The 15,425-nt window shown below is 57.8% G+C and carries 12 protein-coding genes; 11 read left to right on the forward strand and 1 reads right to left on the reverse strand.

Annotation, left to right across the window (positions count from 1 at the left end; translation table 11 throughout):
• Window positions 1-77: 77 nt before the first annotated feature.
• Both GIW48_RS15255 and GIW48_RS15260 read left to right on the forward strand, forming a co-directional pair.
• Entirely contained in the window at window positions 78-389 is a 312-nt protein-coding gene (locus tag GIW48_RS15255; protein WP_017134441.1) for a DUF485 domain-containing protein, read from the forward strand.
• The gene (locus GIW48_RS15260; RefSeq protein ID WP_017134442.1) at window positions 386-2,044 is read left to right on the forward strand and encodes a cation acetate symporter; all 1,659 of its coding nucleotides are present in this window, start codon (window positions 386-388) and stop codon (window positions 2,042-2,044) included. Before GIW48_RS15255 ends, GIW48_RS15260 begins: the two co-directional genes overlap by 4 nt.
• A 272-nt stretch (window positions 2,045-2,316) precedes the next feature.
• Here the strand turns inward: GIW48_RS15260 and gltA are convergent, their stop codons facing one another.
• Window positions 2,317-3,606, reverse strand: a complete 1,290-nt coding sequence (gene gltA / locus GIW48_RS15265) for a citrate synthase (protein WP_017134443.1) — start codon at window positions 3,604-3,606, stop codon at window positions 2,317-2,319.
• A 364-nt stretch (window positions 3,607-3,970) separates the two neighbouring features.
• On the opposite strand from gltA, the gene sdhC reads away from it, so the two are divergent.
• The 9 genes from sdhC to sucD all read left to right on the forward strand — a co-directional run bounded on the left by sdhC (window position 3,971) and on the right by sucD (window position 15,357).
• Window positions 3,971-4,345: a succinate dehydrogenase, cytochrome b556 subunit gene (sdhC, locus tag GIW48_RS15270; protein ID WP_016979564.1), complete on the forward strand. Its 375-nt coding sequence runs from the start codon at window positions 3,971-3,973 to the stop codon at window positions 4,343-4,345.
• Entirely contained in the window at window positions 4,339-4,707 is a 369-nt protein-coding gene (sdhD, locus tag GIW48_RS15275) for a succinate dehydrogenase, hydrophobic membrane anchor protein (RefSeq protein WP_003172805.1), read from the forward strand. Before sdhC ends, sdhD begins: the two co-directional genes overlap by 7 nt.
• Window positions 4,708-4,710: 3 nt before the next feature.
• Complete coding sequence (gene sdhA / locus GIW48_RS15280; RefSeq protein WP_017134444.1) at window positions 4,711-6,483, forward strand: succinate dehydrogenase flavoprotein subunit; 1,773 nt, start codon at window positions 4,711-4,713, stop codon at window positions 6,481-6,483.
• A gap of 11 nt (window positions 6,484-6,494) precedes the next feature.
• Window positions 6,495-7,199: a succinate dehydrogenase iron-sulfur subunit gene (locus GIW48_RS15285; RefSeq protein WP_003172807.1), complete on the forward strand. Its 705-nt coding sequence runs from the start codon at window positions 6,495-6,497 to the stop codon at window positions 7,197-7,199.
• A gap of 261 nt (window positions 7,200-7,460) precedes the next feature.
• A complete protein-coding gene (locus tag GIW48_RS15290; protein ID WP_017134445.1) occupies window positions 7,461-10,292 on the forward strand; it encodes a 2-oxoglutarate dehydrogenase E1 component in 2,832 nt (943 codons plus the stop codon).
• Window positions 10,293-10,336: 44 nt separating this feature from the next.
• On the forward strand, window positions 10,337-11,569 hold the full coding sequence (gene odhB / locus GIW48_RS15295) for a 2-oxoglutarate dehydrogenase complex dihydrolipoyllysine-residue succinyltransferase (protein ID WP_170039972.1): 1,233 nt from the start codon (window positions 10,337-10,339) through the stop codon (window positions 11,567-11,569).
• 99 nt (window positions 11,570-11,668) lie between these two features.
• Window positions 11,669-13,105, forward strand: coding sequence for a dihydrolipoyl dehydrogenase (gene lpdA, locus GIW48_RS15300; RefSeq protein ID WP_017134447.1), 1,437 nt, complete (start codon window positions 11,669-11,671; stop codon window positions 13,103-13,105).
• 204 nt (window positions 13,106-13,309) lie between these two features.
• Window positions 13,310-14,476, forward strand: a complete 1,167-nt coding sequence (gene sucC / locus GIW48_RS15305; protein ID WP_003210567.1) for an ADP-forming succinate--CoA ligase subunit beta — start codon at window positions 13,310-13,312, stop codon at window positions 14,474-14,476.
• Window positions 14,476-15,357 carry a succinate--CoA ligase subunit alpha gene (gene sucD, locus GIW48_RS15310; protein ID WP_056859731.1) on the forward strand — a complete coding sequence of 294 codons (882 nt, stop codon included), beginning with the start codon at window positions 14,476-14,478 and terminating at the stop codon, window positions 15,355-15,357. The genes sucC and sucD overlap by 1 nt, the downstream gene beginning before the upstream one ends.
• The last annotated feature ends 68 nt before the right edge of the window (window positions 15,358-15,425 follow it).

Raw genomic sequence — 15,425 nt, forward strand, 5'->3', positions numbered from 1 at the left:
TCTGGAACCTGTTCCGCAGCCGCATACAGTGGATATGTTCCAAAATAATAAAAAGCTGTGCTGCGAGGATAAAAACAATGAACGACAGCATTTACCTCTCGATTCAAAACAGCCCGCGTTTCAAGGAGCTGGTCAGAAAAAGGGAAAGGTTCGCCTGGATTCTCTCGGCGATCATGCTAGGGCTTTACTCCGCTTTCATCCTGTTGATTGCCTACGGGCCACAAATACTGGGGGCCAAACTCAGCCCCGGCTCATCCATCACCTGGGGCATCCCCATCGGGGTCGGCCTGATTGTCTCGGCCTTTGTCCTCACCGGCATCTATGTACGACGCGCCAACGGCGAATTCGACGACCTGAACAATGCGATTCTCAAGGAGGCTGCGCAATGATCCGTCGTCTATTGGCTGTACTTGGCGCTTCGGTCTTTGCGCCCGCCGTTTGGGCGGCGGATGCATTGACCGGTGAAGTGCACAAACAACCGCTGAACGTTGCAGCGATCCTGATGTTCGTGGTCTTCGTCGGCGCGACGTTGTGCATCACCTACTGGGCGTCCAAACGCAACAAGTCGGCGGCCGACTACTATGCGGCCGGCGGCAAGATCACCGGTTTCCAGAACGGCCTGGCGATTGCCGGCGACTACATGTCGGCGGCGTCCTTCCTGGGGATTTCCGCGCTGGTGTTCACCTCCGGCTACGATGGCCTGATCTACTCGATCGGCTTCCTGGTGGGCTGGCCGATTATTCTGTTCCTGATCGCCGAGCGCCTGCGTAACCTGGGCAAGTACACCTTTGCCGACGTGGCGTCCTATCGCCTGGGGCAAACCCAGATCCGCAGTCTGTCGGCCTGTGGCTCGCTGGTGGTGGTGGCGTTCTACCTGATCGCGCAAATGGTAGGGGCGGGCAAGCTGATTCAGCTGCTGTTCGGTCTGGACTACCACGTAGCGGTGATCCTGGTGGGTATCCTGATGTGCATGTATGTGCTGTTTGGCGGCATGCTGGCAACCACTTGGGTGCAAATCATCAAGGCGGTGCTGTTGCTGTCCGGTGCTTCGTTCATGGCGTTGATGGTGATGAAGCACGTCAACTTCGACTTCAACATGCTGTTTTCCGAGGCGATCAAGGTTCACCCTAAAGGTGAGGCGATCATGAGTCCCGGCGGCTTGGTAAAAGATCCGATTTCGGCATTCTCGCTGGGCCTGGCGCTGATGTTCGGTACGGCCGGCCTGCCGCACATCCTGATGCGCTTCTTCACCGTCAGTGACGCCAAGGAAGCGCGTAAGAGCGTGCTGTATGCCACCGGTTTCATCGGCTACTTCTATATCCTGACGTTTATCATCGGCTTTGGCGCGATCCTGCTGGTGAGCACCAACCCGGCGTTCAAGGATGCTGCAGGTGCCTTGCTCGGCGGTAACAACATGGCGGCGGTGCACCTGGCCAACGCGGTGGGTGGCAGCATTTTCCTCGGCTTCATCTCGGCCGTGGCGTTTGCCACCATCCTGGCAGTGGTTGCCGGTTTGACCCTGGCCGGTGCTTCGGCGGTGTCCCATGACCTGTACGCCAGTGTGATCAAGAAGGGCAAGGCCAACGAGAAAGATGAGATTCGCGTGTCGAAGATCACCACCGTGGCGTTGGGCGTGTTGGCGATCGGCCTGGGTATCCTGTTCGAAAGCCAGAACATCGCGTTCATGGTCGGCTTGGCGTTCTCGATTGCTGCCAGCTGTAACTTCCCGGTGCTGCTGCTTTCCATGTACTGGAAAAACCTCACCACCCGTGGCGCCATGATTGGCGGCTGGCTGGGCTTGATCAGTGCCGTCGGCCTGATGATCCTTGGCCCGACCATCTGGGTGTCGATCCTGCACCATGAAAAAGCGATCTTCCCTTACGAATACCCAGCGCTGTTCTCGATGATCATTGCGTTCGTCGGCATCTGGTTCTTCTCCATCACCGACAAGTCGGCGGCGGCAGAGAAAGAGCGTGCGCTGTACTTCCCGCAGTTTGTGCGTTCGCAGACTGGCCTGGGGGCGAGTGGGGCGGTAAACCACTAAGATTTGTAACGGCTACAAAAAAAATGCCCCGGTCGTGAGATCGGGGCATTTTTTTGCTTTTATTGGTAACGGATTTCACAAAACAGTTTCTCAACGCTTGCATCAATAAAGTGCCTCTACGCCGATCGTTCCCATGCTCTGCGTGGGAATACAGCCATGGACGCTCTGCGTCCCGGTTGGCGCTGGCCTCCGGTCTTGCGCTCAATTCCTGCACAAATAAAAACGGCCTCCTTGTGAAAGGAGGCCGTTTTTAAGACCAAATAGTTAGATGCTTACTTGCGATCTTCCAGTTTGGTGATATCACGCGACTCGTAGCCGGTGTACAGCTGGCGCGGACGGCCAATCTTGTACGGGCTGGAGAGCATTTCTTTCCAGTGCGAGATCCAGCCGACAGTGCGTGCCAAGGCGAAGATCACGGTGAACATGCTGGTTGGAATGCCGATCGCCTTGAGGATGATCCCCGAGTAGAAGTCGACGTTCGGGTACAGCGAGCGTTCGATGAAGTAAGGGTCGGTCAGGGCGATCTCTTCCAGGCGCATGGCCAGTTCGAGTTGCGGATCGTTCTTGATGCCCAGCTCCTTCAACACTTCGTCGCAGGTCTGTTTCATCACGGTGGCACGCGGGTCACGGTTCTTGTAGACGCGGTGACCGAAGCCCATCAGTTTGAACGGATCTTCCTTGTCCTTGGCCTTGGCGATGAACTTGTCGATGTTGGACACATCGCCGATTTCATCGAGCATGGTCAGCACGGCTTCGTTCGCACCGCCGTGGGCAGGGCCCCACAATGCGGCAATGCCGGCGGCGATACAGGCGAACGGGTTGGCACCCGAAGAACCCGCCAGACGTACGGTGGAGGTGGAGGCGTTTTGCTCGTGGTCGGCGTGGAGGATGAAAATCTTGTCCATCGCCTTGGCCAGCACCGGGCTGATCGGTTTGATCTCGCACGGGGTGTTGAACATCATGTGCAGGAAGTTTTCCGCGTACGTCAGGTCGTTGCGCGGGTACATCATGGGTTGACCCATGGAGTACTTGTAAACCATTGCGGCCAGGGTTGGCATCTTGGCAACCAGGCGGATCGCGGAAATTTCGCGATGCTGCGGGTTATTGATGTCCAGGGAGTCGTGATAGAAGGCCGACAGGGCGCCGACTACACCGCACATGACGGCCATCGGGTGGGCGTCGCGACGGAAGCCGTTGAAGAAGGTCTTCAACTGCTCGTGAACCATGGTGTGGTTCTTCACGGTGCTGACGAACTGGGCTTTCTGCTCAGCTGTTGGCAATTCGCCATTTAGCAGCAGGTAGCAGGTTTCCAGGTAGTCCGACTGTTCAGCAAGCTGTTCGATCGGGTAGCCGCGGTGCAGCAAAATACCATTGTCACCATCGATATAGGTGATCTTCGACTCGCAAGAGGCGGTCGACATGAAGCCTGGGTCGAATGTGAAACGGCCCGTGGCCGTCAGGCCCCGTACGTCGATAACATCGGGACCAACGGTGCCGGTTAAAATGGGCAGCTCGACGGGGGCTGCGCCCTCGATGATCAACTGCGCTTTTTTGTCAGCCATGTGGCCTCCTATTTATGCTTCAAATCATCAGACAGACCCCCCACGCAGGGCCCGCACCACTATATTGATATAAATCCAGATGTCAATTTGCCTAAAGTCTTGCTCCAGAAGGCTTTAACCATACTTTTTCGTCGAAATTGACTGCCATTTACGCCTTTTATACCGCCAGCGCAATCCGCTATTAGGGTGAGGAGTGCGCGTTGTCATTAGTAACCTAACTGTCTATACTCGGCCACCGACCGCCAAGGGCTTTTGGGCTTGCTTTCATTGGGGGTCGCACTCCCTGGGTGGTGCTTACCTGACCAGTGCACTCCCCAACAACTTTGCCCTGATTGTTAGGGGCTCTTCAGTGTGAAAAAAAGCCGTGAATAGCCAACGACCTGTAAACCTAGACCTAAGGACCATCAAACTCCCCATCACCGGCGTTACGTCGTTCCTGCACCGTGTTTCCGGCATCATCCTGTTCCTGGGCTTGGGCATCATGCTTTATGCATTGAGCAAATCCCTGGGTTCCGAGGAAGGATACGCCGAGGTGAAGGCATGCTTGACCAGCCCGCTGGCCAAGTTCGTAGCATGGGGCCTCCTGTCCGCTCTGCTGTATCACCTGGTAGCCGGTGTGCGCCACTTGATCATGGATGCGGGTATCGGTGAGACGCTGGAAGGCGGCCGCCTGGGCTCGAAAATCATCATCGCCATTTCCGTGGTGCTGATCGTTCTGGCAGGAGTTTGGATATGGTAACCAGCGTTACGAACCTTTCGCGTTCGGGCCTCTATGACTGGATGGCACAGCGTGTGTCTGCGGTCGTTCTCGCGGCTTATTTCATTTTCCTGATCGGATACCTCGTCGCAAACCCGGGCATCGGCTATGAGCAATGGCATGGCCTGTTTTCCCACAATGCGATGCGAATCTTCAGTCTGCTGGCCCTTGTAGCCCTGGGCGCTCACGCCTGGGTCGGCATGTGGACCATCGCGACCGACTACCTGACGCCGATGGCGCTGGGCAAGTCCGCGACTGCAGTACGTTTTCTCTTCCAGGCAGTCTGCGGCGTTGCGATGTTCGCTTACTTCGTCTGGGGTGTGCAGATTCTTTGGGGTATCTGATTCATGGCTAACATTCCAACTATTTCCTTCGACGCCATCATTATTGGTGGCGGCGGTGCCGGCATGCGCGCAGCGCTGCAGCTGGCTCAGGGCGGTCACAAGACTGCCGTGATCACCAAGGTGTTCCCGACCCGTTCCCACACTGTGTCGGCCCAGGGTGGCATCACCTGCGCCATCGCCTCCGCCGACCCGAACGATGACTGGCGCTGGCACATGTACGATACCGTCAAGGGTTCCGACTACATCGGTGACCAGGACGCTATCGAGTACATGTGTCAGGAAGGCCCGGCCGCCGTGTTCGAGCTGGACCACATGGGTCTGCCGTTCTCGCGTACCGAGCAAGGTCGTATCTACCAGCGTCCATTCGGCGGCCAGTCGAAGGATTACGGTAAAGGCGGGCAGGCTGCCCGTACGTGCGCCGCTTCCGACCGTACCGGTCACGCGCTGTTGCACACCCTTTATCAGGGCAACCTGAAAGCCGGTACCACGTTCCTGAACGAGTACTACGCCGTTGACCTGGTGAAGAACGCCGACGGCGCCTTCGTCGGTGTGATCGCCATCTGCATCGAAACCGGTGAAACCACCTACATCCGTGCCAAGGCTACTGTGCTGGCAACCGGCGGTGCAGGTCGTATCTACGCGTCGACCACCAATGCCCTGATCAACACCGGTGACGGCGTCGGCATGGCCCTGCGTGCTGGCGTGCCGGTACAAGACATTGAAATGTGGCAGTTCCACCCGACCGGCATCGCCGGCGCCGGTGTACTGGTTACAGAAGGTTGCCGTGGTGAAGGTGGTTACCTGATCAACAAGCACGGCGAGCGTTTCATGGAGCGTTATGCTCCGAACGCCAAAGACCTTGCAGGTCGTGACGTTGTGGCCCGTTCGATGGTTAAGGAAATCATCGCCGGTAACGGCTGTGGCCCGAACGGCGACCACGTACTGCTGAAACTCGATCACCTCGGTGAAGAAGTCCTGCACAGCCGCCTGCCAGGTATCTGCGAATTGTCCAAGACTTTTGCGCACGTTGACCCGGTAGTTGCTCCGGTGCCGGTTGTTCCGACTTGCCACTATATGATGGGCGGCGTGCCGACCAACATTCATGGCCAGGCGATCACCCAGAACGCCGAAGGCGTGGACGAGATCATCCACGGTCTGTTCGCCGTAGGCGAAGTGGCTTGCGTATCGGTACACGGTGCCAACCGTCTGGGCGGCAACTCGCTGCTCGACCTGGTGGTATTCGGTCGTGCTGCCGGCCTGCACCTGGAAAAAGCCCTGACCGACGGCATCGAATACGATGACGCCACCGACGCCAACATCGAGGCCGCCCTGGCGCGCCTGAACGCTCTGAACGAGCGTACCGATGGCGAAGACGTGGCTACCCTGCGTCGCGAGCTGCAAAGCTGCATGCAGAACTACTTCGGTGTATTCCGTACCGGCGAATACATGCAGAAGGGTATTGCCCAGCTGGCCGACCTGCGCACGCGCATCGCCAACGTCAAGATCAACGATAAGAGCCAGGCGTTCAACACGGCTCGTATCGAAGCCCTTGAGCTGCAAAACCTGCTGGAAGTGGCCGAAGCCACTGCGATCGCCGCCGAGGTTCGTAAAGAATCCCGTGGTGCCCACGCCCGTGAAGACTTTGAAGATCGCGACGACGAAAACTGGTTGTGCCACACCCTGTACTTCCCGGGTGACAAGCGCGTAACCAAGCGTGCCGTGAACTTCTCGCCGAAGACGGTGCCGACGTTTGAACCGAAGATTCGGACTTACTAAGGGTGGCTGCCATGTTGAAAGTCAGTGTTTACCGCTACAACCCTGATCAGGACGCCGCGCCGTTCATGCAGGAATTTCAGGTCGATACCGGTGGTAAAGACCTGATGGTGCTGGATGTACTGGCACTGATCAAAGAGCAGGACGAAGGTTTCTCCTATCGTCGCTCTTGCCGTGAGGGCGTTTGTGGCTCCGACGGCATGAACATCAACGGCAAAAACGGCCTGGCGTGCATCACGCCGCTGTCGGCTGTTGTTAAAGGTAACAAGCTGATCGTTCGTCCTCTGCCAGGTTTGCCGGTTATCCGTGACCTGGTGGTCGATATGAGCATCTTCTACAAGCAATACGAGAAAGTTAAGCCGTTCCTGCAGAACGACACGCCGGCTCCGGCCATCGAACGTCTGCAGTCCCCTGAAGAGCGTGAAAAGCTCGACGGTCTGTACGAGTGCATCCTGTGCGCTTGCTGCTCGACCTCGTGCCCGTCCTTCTGGTGGAACCCGGACAAGTTCCTGGGTCCAGCTGCCCTGCTGCAAGCGTACCGCTTCCTGGCAGACAGCCGTGACACCAAGACGTCCGAGCGTCTGGCTTCACTGGATGACCCGTTCAGCGTATTCCGCTGCCGCGGGATCATGAACTGCGTCAACGTATGTCCCAAAGGCCTGAACCCGACTAAGGCCATTGGTCACATCCGTAACATGCTGCTGCAAAGCGGCGTGTAAGCGACGTTGTAGCAAAGCAGGACCGTTGTGCCCGTAAATGCTACGGCGCAGGCTTCAACCGGCGCCGTAGTTTTAACTTGAGCAGCGACTTACAAAGCCGCAGCTCTTATTTTGAAGAAATGAGACAAGCAGGGGCATTCGGGTTGGTACCCGAACTATCAGCGTGATCCTAAGTGGCTTGTTTTGGTCGCTGCACTTGGCCTTTTGCAAGCAAACTCGGTGTTTTCGCCGGTGGTGTCCCCAAATCGAGGGTGACCAAGCATGCAAGAAAGCGTGATGCAGCGCATGTGGAACAGCGGCTATCTTTCAGGTGGTAACGCTGCCTATGTGGAAGAGCTTTATGAGCTCTACCTGCACGACCCTAACGCTGTGCCAGAAGAATGGCGCACCAAATTTCAGACGTTGTCTTCAGACGGCAACGCTGCCACCGATGTATCGCACGCAACAATTCGCGATCAATTTGTGCTGCTGGCAAAGAACCAGCGCCGCGCCCAACCGGTTTCCGCCGGTAGCGTGAGCAGCGAGCATGAGAAGAAGCAAGTTGAAGTATTGCGACTGATCCAGGCTTACCGGATGCGTGGCCACCAGGCGGCCCAGCTTGACCCGCTGGGGCTCTGGAAGCGTCCTGCACCTGCTGACCTGTCGATCAATCATTACGGCTTGACCAATGCCGATCTTGATACGACCTTCCGTGCCGGCGACCTGTTCATCGGCAAAGAGGAAGCGAGCCTACGCGAAATTCACGAAGCGTTGCAGCAGACATATTGCCGCACCATCGGCGCTGAGTTTACGCACATCACCGATTCCGAGCAGCGCCACTGGTTCCAGCATCGCCTGGAAGGTGTGCGTGGCCGTCCGGTTTTGTCCGCCGACGTGCGCAGCCACTTGCTGGAGCGCGTGACCGCGGCCGAAGGCCTCGAGAAATACCTGGGTACCAAATACCCGGGCACCAAGCGTTTCGGCCTGGAAGGCGGCGAAAGCCTGATTCCAATGCTCGACGAGCTGATCCAGCGTTCCGGTTCCTACGGCACCAAGGAAATCGTGATCGGCATGGCTCACCGTGGTCGCCTGAACGTGTTGGTCAACACCTTCGGCAAGAACCCGCGTGAACTGTTCGACGAGTTCGAAGGCAAGAAGAAGGTCGAGCTGGGTTCCGGTGACGTCAAGTATCACCAGGGCTTCTCGTCCAACGTAATGACTACCGGCGGTGAAGTTCACCTGGCCATGGCCTTTAACCCGTCCCACCTGGAAATCGTTTCTCCGGTGGTCGAGGGTTCGGTGCGTGCTCGCCAGGATCGTCGTAACGATTCCACCGGTGAGAAAGTCCTGCCGATTTCCATCCACGGTGACGCGGCGTTCGCCGGTCAAGGCGTGGTCCTGGAAACGTTCCAGATGTCGCAGACTCGCGGCTTCAAGACCGGCGGTACGGTTCACATCGTCATCAACAACCAAGTCGGTTTCACCATCAGCAACCCGCTGGACGCGCGCTCTACCGAGTACGCGACCGACGTTGCCAAGATGATCCAGGCGCCGATCCTCCATGTGAATGGTGATGATCCGGAAGCCGTGTTGTTCGTGACCCAGCTCGCCATCGACTACCGCATGCAGTTCAAGCGTGACGTGGTCATCGACCTGGTTTGCTACCGCCGTCGCGGTCACAACGAAGCGGATGAGCCGAGCGGCACCCAGCCGTTGATGTACCAGCAGATCACCAAGCAGCGCACCACCCGTGAACTGTACGCCGACAGCCTGATTACGGCCGGCGTGGTTGACGATGCGCGTGTTCAGGCGAAAGTCGACGAATACCGCAACGCGCTGGACAACGGCCTGCATGTAGTGAAAAGCCTGGTTAAAGAGCCGAACAAAGAGCTGTTCGTGGACTGGCGCCCGTACCTGGGCCACGCCTGGACGGCGCGTCACGACACCTCGTTCGACCTCAAGACCCTGCAGGAACTGTCCGCCAAGCTGCTGGAAATTCCAGATGGCTTCGTGGTGCAGCGCCAGGTTGCGAAGATCTACGAAGACCGTCAGAAGATGCAAGCCGGCGGCCTGCCGATCAACTGGGGTTACGCCGAAACCATGGCGTACGCGACCCTGGCGTTCGAAGGTCACCCGATCCGCATGACCGGCCAGGACATCGGCCGTGGTACGTTCTCGCACCGTCACGCGGTACTGCACAACCAGAAAGACGCGACCACCTACGTACCGCTGCAACACCTGTACGAAGGCCAGCCACGTTTCGACCTGTACGACTCGTTCCTGTCCGAAGAAGCCGTACTGGCGTTCGAATACGGCTACTCCACCACCACGCCAAATGCGCTGGTGATCTGGGAAGCCCAGTTCGGCGACTTCGCCAACGGTGCCCAGGTGGTTATCGACCAGTTCATCACCAGCGGTGAGCACAAGTGGGGCCGTCTGTGCGGTCTGACCATGTTGCTGCCACACGGTTATGAAGGTCAGGGTCCGGAGCACTCCTCGGCCCGTCTGGAGCGTTACCTGCAGCTGTGCGCCGAGCACAACATCCAGGTGTGCGTGCCGACTACCCCGGCCCAGATCTACCACTTGCTGCGTCGTCAGGTGATCCGCCCGCTGCGCAAGCCGCTGGTAGTGCTGACCCCGAAATCGCTGTTGCGTCACAAATTGGCCATCTCGACCCTGGAAGATCTGGCCGACGGTTCGTTCCAGACCGTGATTCCAGAAATCGACACCCTGGACGCTGCCAAGGTCACTCGCCTGGTCCTGTGCAGCGGCAAGGTTTACTACGACTTGCTGGAAAAACGCCGTGCCGAAGGCCGCGAAGACATCGCCATCGTGCGTATCGAGCAGCTTTACCCGTTCCCGGAAGACGACCTGATGGAGGCCATCGCGCCTTACACCAACCTCACCCACGCGGTGTGGTGCCAGGAAGAACCGATGAACCAGGGCGCGTGGTACAGCAGCCAGCATCATTTGCGTCGCAGTATCGGTAACCACAAAACAGGCCTGGGCCTGGAGTACGCCGGTCGTGATGCTTCTGCTGCACCTGCGTGTGGTTATGCGTCGATGCACGCCGAGCAGCAGGAAAAACTGCTGCAAGATGCTTTCACTGTTTAACGCCTTCGCGCTGACTGAAACCGAATTTTAAGGACCCACAGATAATGGCTATCGAAATCAAAGCCCCGTCATTCCCGGAATCGGTTGCCGATGGCACCGTTGCCACCTGGCACAAGAAACCAGGCGACGCTGTAAAGCGTGACGACCTGATCGTCGACATCGAGACCGACAAAGTCGTTCTGGAAGTGTTGGCCGAAGCTGACGGCGTGCTGGGCGCGATCGTGGCTGAAGAGGGCGCTACCGTCCTGTCGAACCAGATCCTGGGCTCGATCGAAGCGGGCGGCGCTGCTGCTCCTGCTCCGGCCGCCGCTGCTGCTCCGGCCGCCGCTGCTGCTCCAGCTGCCGCTGCCGCTCCGGCTGCAGGTGGTGAAGACCCGATCGCTGCACCGGCTGCGCGTCAGCTGGCTGAAGAAAACGGCATCAACCTGGCGTCCCTCAAGGGCACCGGCAAAGACGGCCGCGTAACCAAGGAAGACGTGGTTGCTGCTGTCGAAGCCAAGAAAAACGCTCCGGCTGCTGCACCGGCCAAGGCTGCAGCACCTGCTGCCGCTGCGCCTGTGTTCGCTGCTGGCGACCGCACCGAGAAGCGCGTACCGATGACCCGCGTGCGTGCCACCGTGGCCAAGCGTCTGGTTGAAGCACAGTCGAACATGGCGATGCTGACCACCTTCAACGAAGTCGACATGACCGAAGTCATGGCCCTGCGTTCGAAGTACAAGGATCTGTTCGAGAAGTCCCACAATGGCGTGCGCCTGGGCTTCATGTCGTTCTTCGTGAAAGCGGCCACCGAAGCGCTGAAACGCTTCCCGGCAGTCAACGCTTCCATCGACGGCAGCGACATCGTTTACCACGGCTATGCAGACGTCGGCGTTGCCGTGTCCAGCGACCGTGGCCTGGTAGTACCGGTTCTGCGTAACGCCGAGCTGATGAGCCTGGCTGAAATCGAAGGCGGCATCGCCGGCTTCGGCAAGAAAGCCCGTGACGGCAAGCTGACCATCGACGAGATGACCGGCGGTACCTTCACCATCACTAACGGTGGTACCTTCGGTTCGATGATGTCGACCCCGATCGTCAACCCGCCGCAAGCTGCGATCCTGGGCATGCACAACATCATCCAGCGTCCGATGGCCATCAACGGCCAAGTCGTGATCCGCCCGATGATGTACCTGGCGCTGTCGTACGATCACCGCCTGATCGATGGTAAAGAAGCCGTGACTTTCCTGGTAACCATCAAGAACCTGCTGGAAGACCCGGCTCGTCTGCTGCTGGACATCTAAAGACGCAGCTGCAAGTTGCGAGCTACAAGCTGTAGGAAAAAGCAGCTTGGCTTGCAGCTTGTCGCTTGAAGCTTGTCGCTGAATAGAGGATCTATTTTCATGACACAGAAATTTGACGTTGTAGTGATTGGTGCCGGTCCTGGCGGCTACGTTGCCGCGATCAAGGCCGCACAACTGGGCCTCTCGACTGCTTGCATCGAAAAATACACCGACAAGGAAGGCAAACTGGCGCTGGGCGGTACTTGCCTGAACGTTGGTTGCATTCCTTCCAAGGCGCTGCTGGACAGCTCCTGGAAATTCCACGAAGCCCAAGACGGTTTCGCGATCCACGGCATCAACCATGCTGGCGTGACCATGGACGTGCCAGCAATGGTCGGCCGTAAAGCCAACATCGTTAAAGGCCTGACTTCCGGCGTTGCCACCTTGTTCAAGGCCAACGGCGTCACTTCCCTGCAAGGCCACGGCAAGCTGCTGGCTGGCAAGAAAGTTGAAATCACCAAGCCGGACGGCTCGGTTGAAGTCATCGAAGCCGAAAACGTGATCCTGGCACCAGGTTCGCGTCCAATCGACATTCCGCCTGCTCCTGTTGACCAGAACGTGATCGTTGATTCGACCGGCGCCCTGGAATTCCAAGCGGTTCCCAAGCGTCTGGGCGTGATCGGCGCTGGCGTAATCGGCCTGGAACTGGGTTCGGTATGGTCGCGCCTGGGTTCTGAAGTGACTGTGCTGGAAGCCCTGGACACGTTCCTGCTGGCTGCCGACACTGCAGTGTCCAAAGAAGCGCTGAAAACCCTGACCAAGCAAGGTCTGGATATCAAGCTGGGCGCCCGTGTTACCGGTTCCAAGGTCAACGGCGAAGAAGTCGTTGTGACCTACACCGATAAAGAAGGCGAGCAGACCATCACCTTCGACAAGCTGATCGTAGCCGTGGGTCGCCGTCCAGTGACCACCGACCTGCTGGCTTCCGACAGCGGCGTGAACATCGACGAGCGTGGTTTCATCCACGTTGACGATCATTGCGCTACTACCGTGCCAGGCGTGTATGCCATCGGCGACGTGGTTCGCGGCATGATGCTGGCGCACAAGGCTTCCGAAGAAGGCATCATGGTTGTCGAGCGCATCAAGGGTCATAAAACCCAGATGAACTACGACCTGATCCCATCGGTTATCTACACCCACCCGGAAATTGCATGGGTCGGCAAGAACGAACAGCAGTTGAAAGCTGAAGGCGTTGAAGTTAACGTCGGCACCTTCCCGTTTGCCGCTTCTGGCCGTGCCATGGCAGCTAACGACACCGGTGGTTTTGTCAAAGTCATCGCTGATGCCAAGACTGACCGCGTATTGGGCGTCCACGTGATTGGCCCGAGCGCTGCAGAACTGGTTCAGCAGGGCGCGATCGGTATGGAATTCGGCACCAGTGCCGAAGACCTGGGCATGATGGTCTTCTCCCATCCGACCCTGTCCGAAGCGTTGCACGAAGCAGCGTTGGCAGTGAATGGCGGCGCCATCCACATCGCCAACCGCAAGAAGCGCTAAGCGAGATAATAAGAAACCACGGCGGAGTTGCCCGTCGTGAGCCTTGCGCGCAAGACTCACCGCGGAATATCCGCTGGACGCAGCCTTGCACAGTTTTACGGGTCTTAAGCCTCGCAAATTGTGCAAGCAGCAGTCACAGGTGGTGCGGCACTCATAATGAGCGCAGCGCCGAATGCGCAGTACCTAACGAAGACGGTAAAAAGCATGAATCTTCACGAGTATCAGGGTAAGCAGCTGTTCGCTGAATACGGCCTGCCAGTATCCAAGGGTTACGCAGTAGACACCCCGGAAGCAGCAGCAGAAGCTTGCGACAAAATCGGTGGTACCGAATGGGTTGTCAAAGCCCAGGTCCACGCCGGTGGTCGCGGTAAAGCGGGCGGCGTCAAGCTGGTTCGCAGCAAAGAAGACGCCAAGGCCTTCGCACAGCAGTGGCTGGGCAAGCGTCTGGTGACTTACCAGACTGATGCCAATGGCCAACCAGTCACCAAGATCCTGGTTGAATCGTGCACTGATATCGCTAAAGAGCTGTACCTGGGCGCTGTCGTTGACCGTTCGAGCCGTCGCATCGTGTTCATGGCTTCCACCGAAGGTGGCGTGGACATTGAGAAGATCGCCGAAGAAACCCCAGAAAAAATTCTGAAAGCCACTATCGATCCACTGGTTGGCGCTCAGCCATTCCAGGGTCGCGAGCTGGCTTTCCAGCTGGGCCTGGAAGGCAAGCAAGTTGCCCAGTTCGCCAAGATCTTCGTAGGTCTGGCCAAACTGTTCCAGGATCACGATCTGGCCCTGCTGGAAGTGAACCCACTGGTGATCAAGGCTGACGGCGATCTGCACTGCCTCGACGCCAAGATCAACATCGACGCCAACGCCATGTACCGTCAGCCTAAGCTGAAGACTTTCCACGATCCGTCGCAAGACGATCCGCGCGAAGCGCACGCTGCCAAGTTCGAACTGAACTACGTAGCCCTGGAAGGTAACATCGGTTGCATGGTCAACGGTGCTGGCCTGGCCATGGGTACCATGGACATCGTCAACCTGCATGGCGGCAAACCAGCCAACTTCCTCGACGTGGGCGGCGGTGCTACCAAAGAACGCGTTACCGAAGCGTTCAAGATCATCCTGTCCGACTCCAACGTCGCCGCAGTATTGGTCAACATCTTCGGCGGCATCGTTCGTTGCGACATGATTGCCGAAGGCATCATCGGTGCAGTGAAAGAAGTTGGCGTTAAAATCCCGGTTGTTGTTCGCCTTGAAGGTAACAACGCTGAACTGGGCGCTAAAGTACTGGCAGAAAGCGGTTTGAACATCATCGCGGCTACCAGCCTGACCGACGCTGCTCAACAAGTTGTCAAAGCTGCGGAGGGCAAATAATGAGCGTCCTGATCAATAAAGACACCAAAGTTATCTGCCAGGGTATTACCGGTTCGCAAGGTAGTTTCCACACCCAGCAAGCCATCGAATACGGCACCAAGATGGTTGGCGGCGTAACTCCGGGCAAAGGCGGTACCGAGCACCTGGGCCTGCCAGTGTTCAACACCGTGAAAGACGCTGTAGCTGCCACTGGCGCCACCGCCAGTGTGATCTACGTTCCAGCTCCTTTCTGCAAAGACTCGATCCTGGAAGCGGCATTCGGCGGCATCAAGCTGATCGTTTGCATCACCGAAGGCATTCCTACCCTGGACATGCTGGACGCTAAAGTTAAGTGCGACGAGCTGGGCGTAGTCCTGATCGGCCCTAACTGCCCAGGCGTGATCACCCCAGGCGAATGCAAGATCGGCATCATGCCAGGTCACATTCACTTGCCAGGCAAAGTCGGTATCGTTTCGCGTTCCGGCACCCTGACCTACGAAGCTGTCAAGCAGACTACTGACGCCGGTTTCGGTCAGTCGACTTGTGTCGGCATCGGCGGTGACCCGATCCCAGGTTCGAACTTCATCGACATCCTGAAGCTGTTCCAGGAAGACCCGAAGACCGAGGCGATCGTAATGATCGGTGAGATCGGCGGTTCGGCTGAAGAAGAAGCGGCTGCCTACATCAAGGCCAACGTGACCAAGCCGGTTGTTTCCTACATCGCTGGTGTGACTGCCCCTGCAGGCAAGCGCATGGGCCATGCTGGCGCAATCATCTCTGGCGGCAAGGGCACAGCAGACGAGAAGTTTGCTGCCCTGGAAGACGCAGGCGTTAAAACCGTGCGTTCGCTGGCAGATATCGGCAAGGCTTTGTCCGAACTGACCGGTTGGGCTGTCAAGTAAGCTTCGCGCTTAGCTGACGCTTCACCACACAAAGGCCACCTTCGGGTGGCCTTTGTGCATTCTGGATT

Source organism: Pseudomonas sp. PA-6-3C (assembly GCF_021605825.1).
In the GTDB taxonomy this organism is placed as follows: Bacteria; Pseudomonadota; Gammaproteobacteria; order Pseudomonadales; family Pseudomonadaceae; genus Aquipseudomonas; species Aquipseudomonas edaphica.

Excerpts from the sequence above, each read along its gene's own strand:
- GIW48_RS15290 (WP_017134445.1), top strand. The coding sequence starts at position 7,461 with ATGCAAGAAAGCGTGATGCAGCGCATGTGGAACAGCGGCTATCTTTCA.
- sucC (WP_003210567.1), top strand. The coding sequence starts at position 13,310 with ATGAATCTTCACGAGTATCAGGGTAAGCAGCTGTTCGCTGAATACGGC.
- GIW48_RS15255 (WP_017134441.1), top strand. The coding sequence starts at position 78 with ATGAACGACAGCATTTACCTCTCGATTCAAAACAGCCCGCGTTTCAAG.
- sdhD (WP_003172805.1), top strand. The coding sequence starts at position 4,339 with ATGGTAACCAGCGTTACGAACCTTTCGCGTTCGGGCCTCTATGACTGG.
- sucD (WP_056859731.1), top strand. The coding sequence starts at position 14,476 with ATGAGCGTCCTGATCAATAAAGACACCAAAGTTATCTGCCAGGGTATT.
- GIW48_RS15285 (WP_003172807.1), top strand. The coding sequence starts at position 6,495 with ATGTTGAAAGTCAGTGTTTACCGCTACAACCCTGATCAGGACGCCGCG.
- lpdA (WP_017134447.1), top strand. The coding sequence starts at position 11,669 with ATGACACAGAAATTTGACGTTGTAGTGATTGGTGCCGGTCCTGGCGGC.
- sdhA (WP_017134444.1), top strand. The coding sequence starts at position 4,711 with ATGGCTAACATTCCAACTATTTCCTTCGACGCCATCATTATTGGTGGC.
- gltA (WP_017134443.1), bottom strand. The coding sequence starts at position 3,606 with ATGGCTGACAAAAAAGCGCAGTTGATCATCGAGGGCGCAGCCCCCGTC.
- GIW48_RS15260 (WP_017134442.1), top strand. The coding sequence starts at position 386 with ATGATCCGTCGTCTATTGGCTGTACTTGGCGCTTCGGTCTTTGCGCCC.
- odhB (WP_170039972.1), top strand. The coding sequence starts at position 10,337 with ATGGCTATCGAAATCAAAGCCCCGTCATTCCCGGAATCGGTTGCCGAT.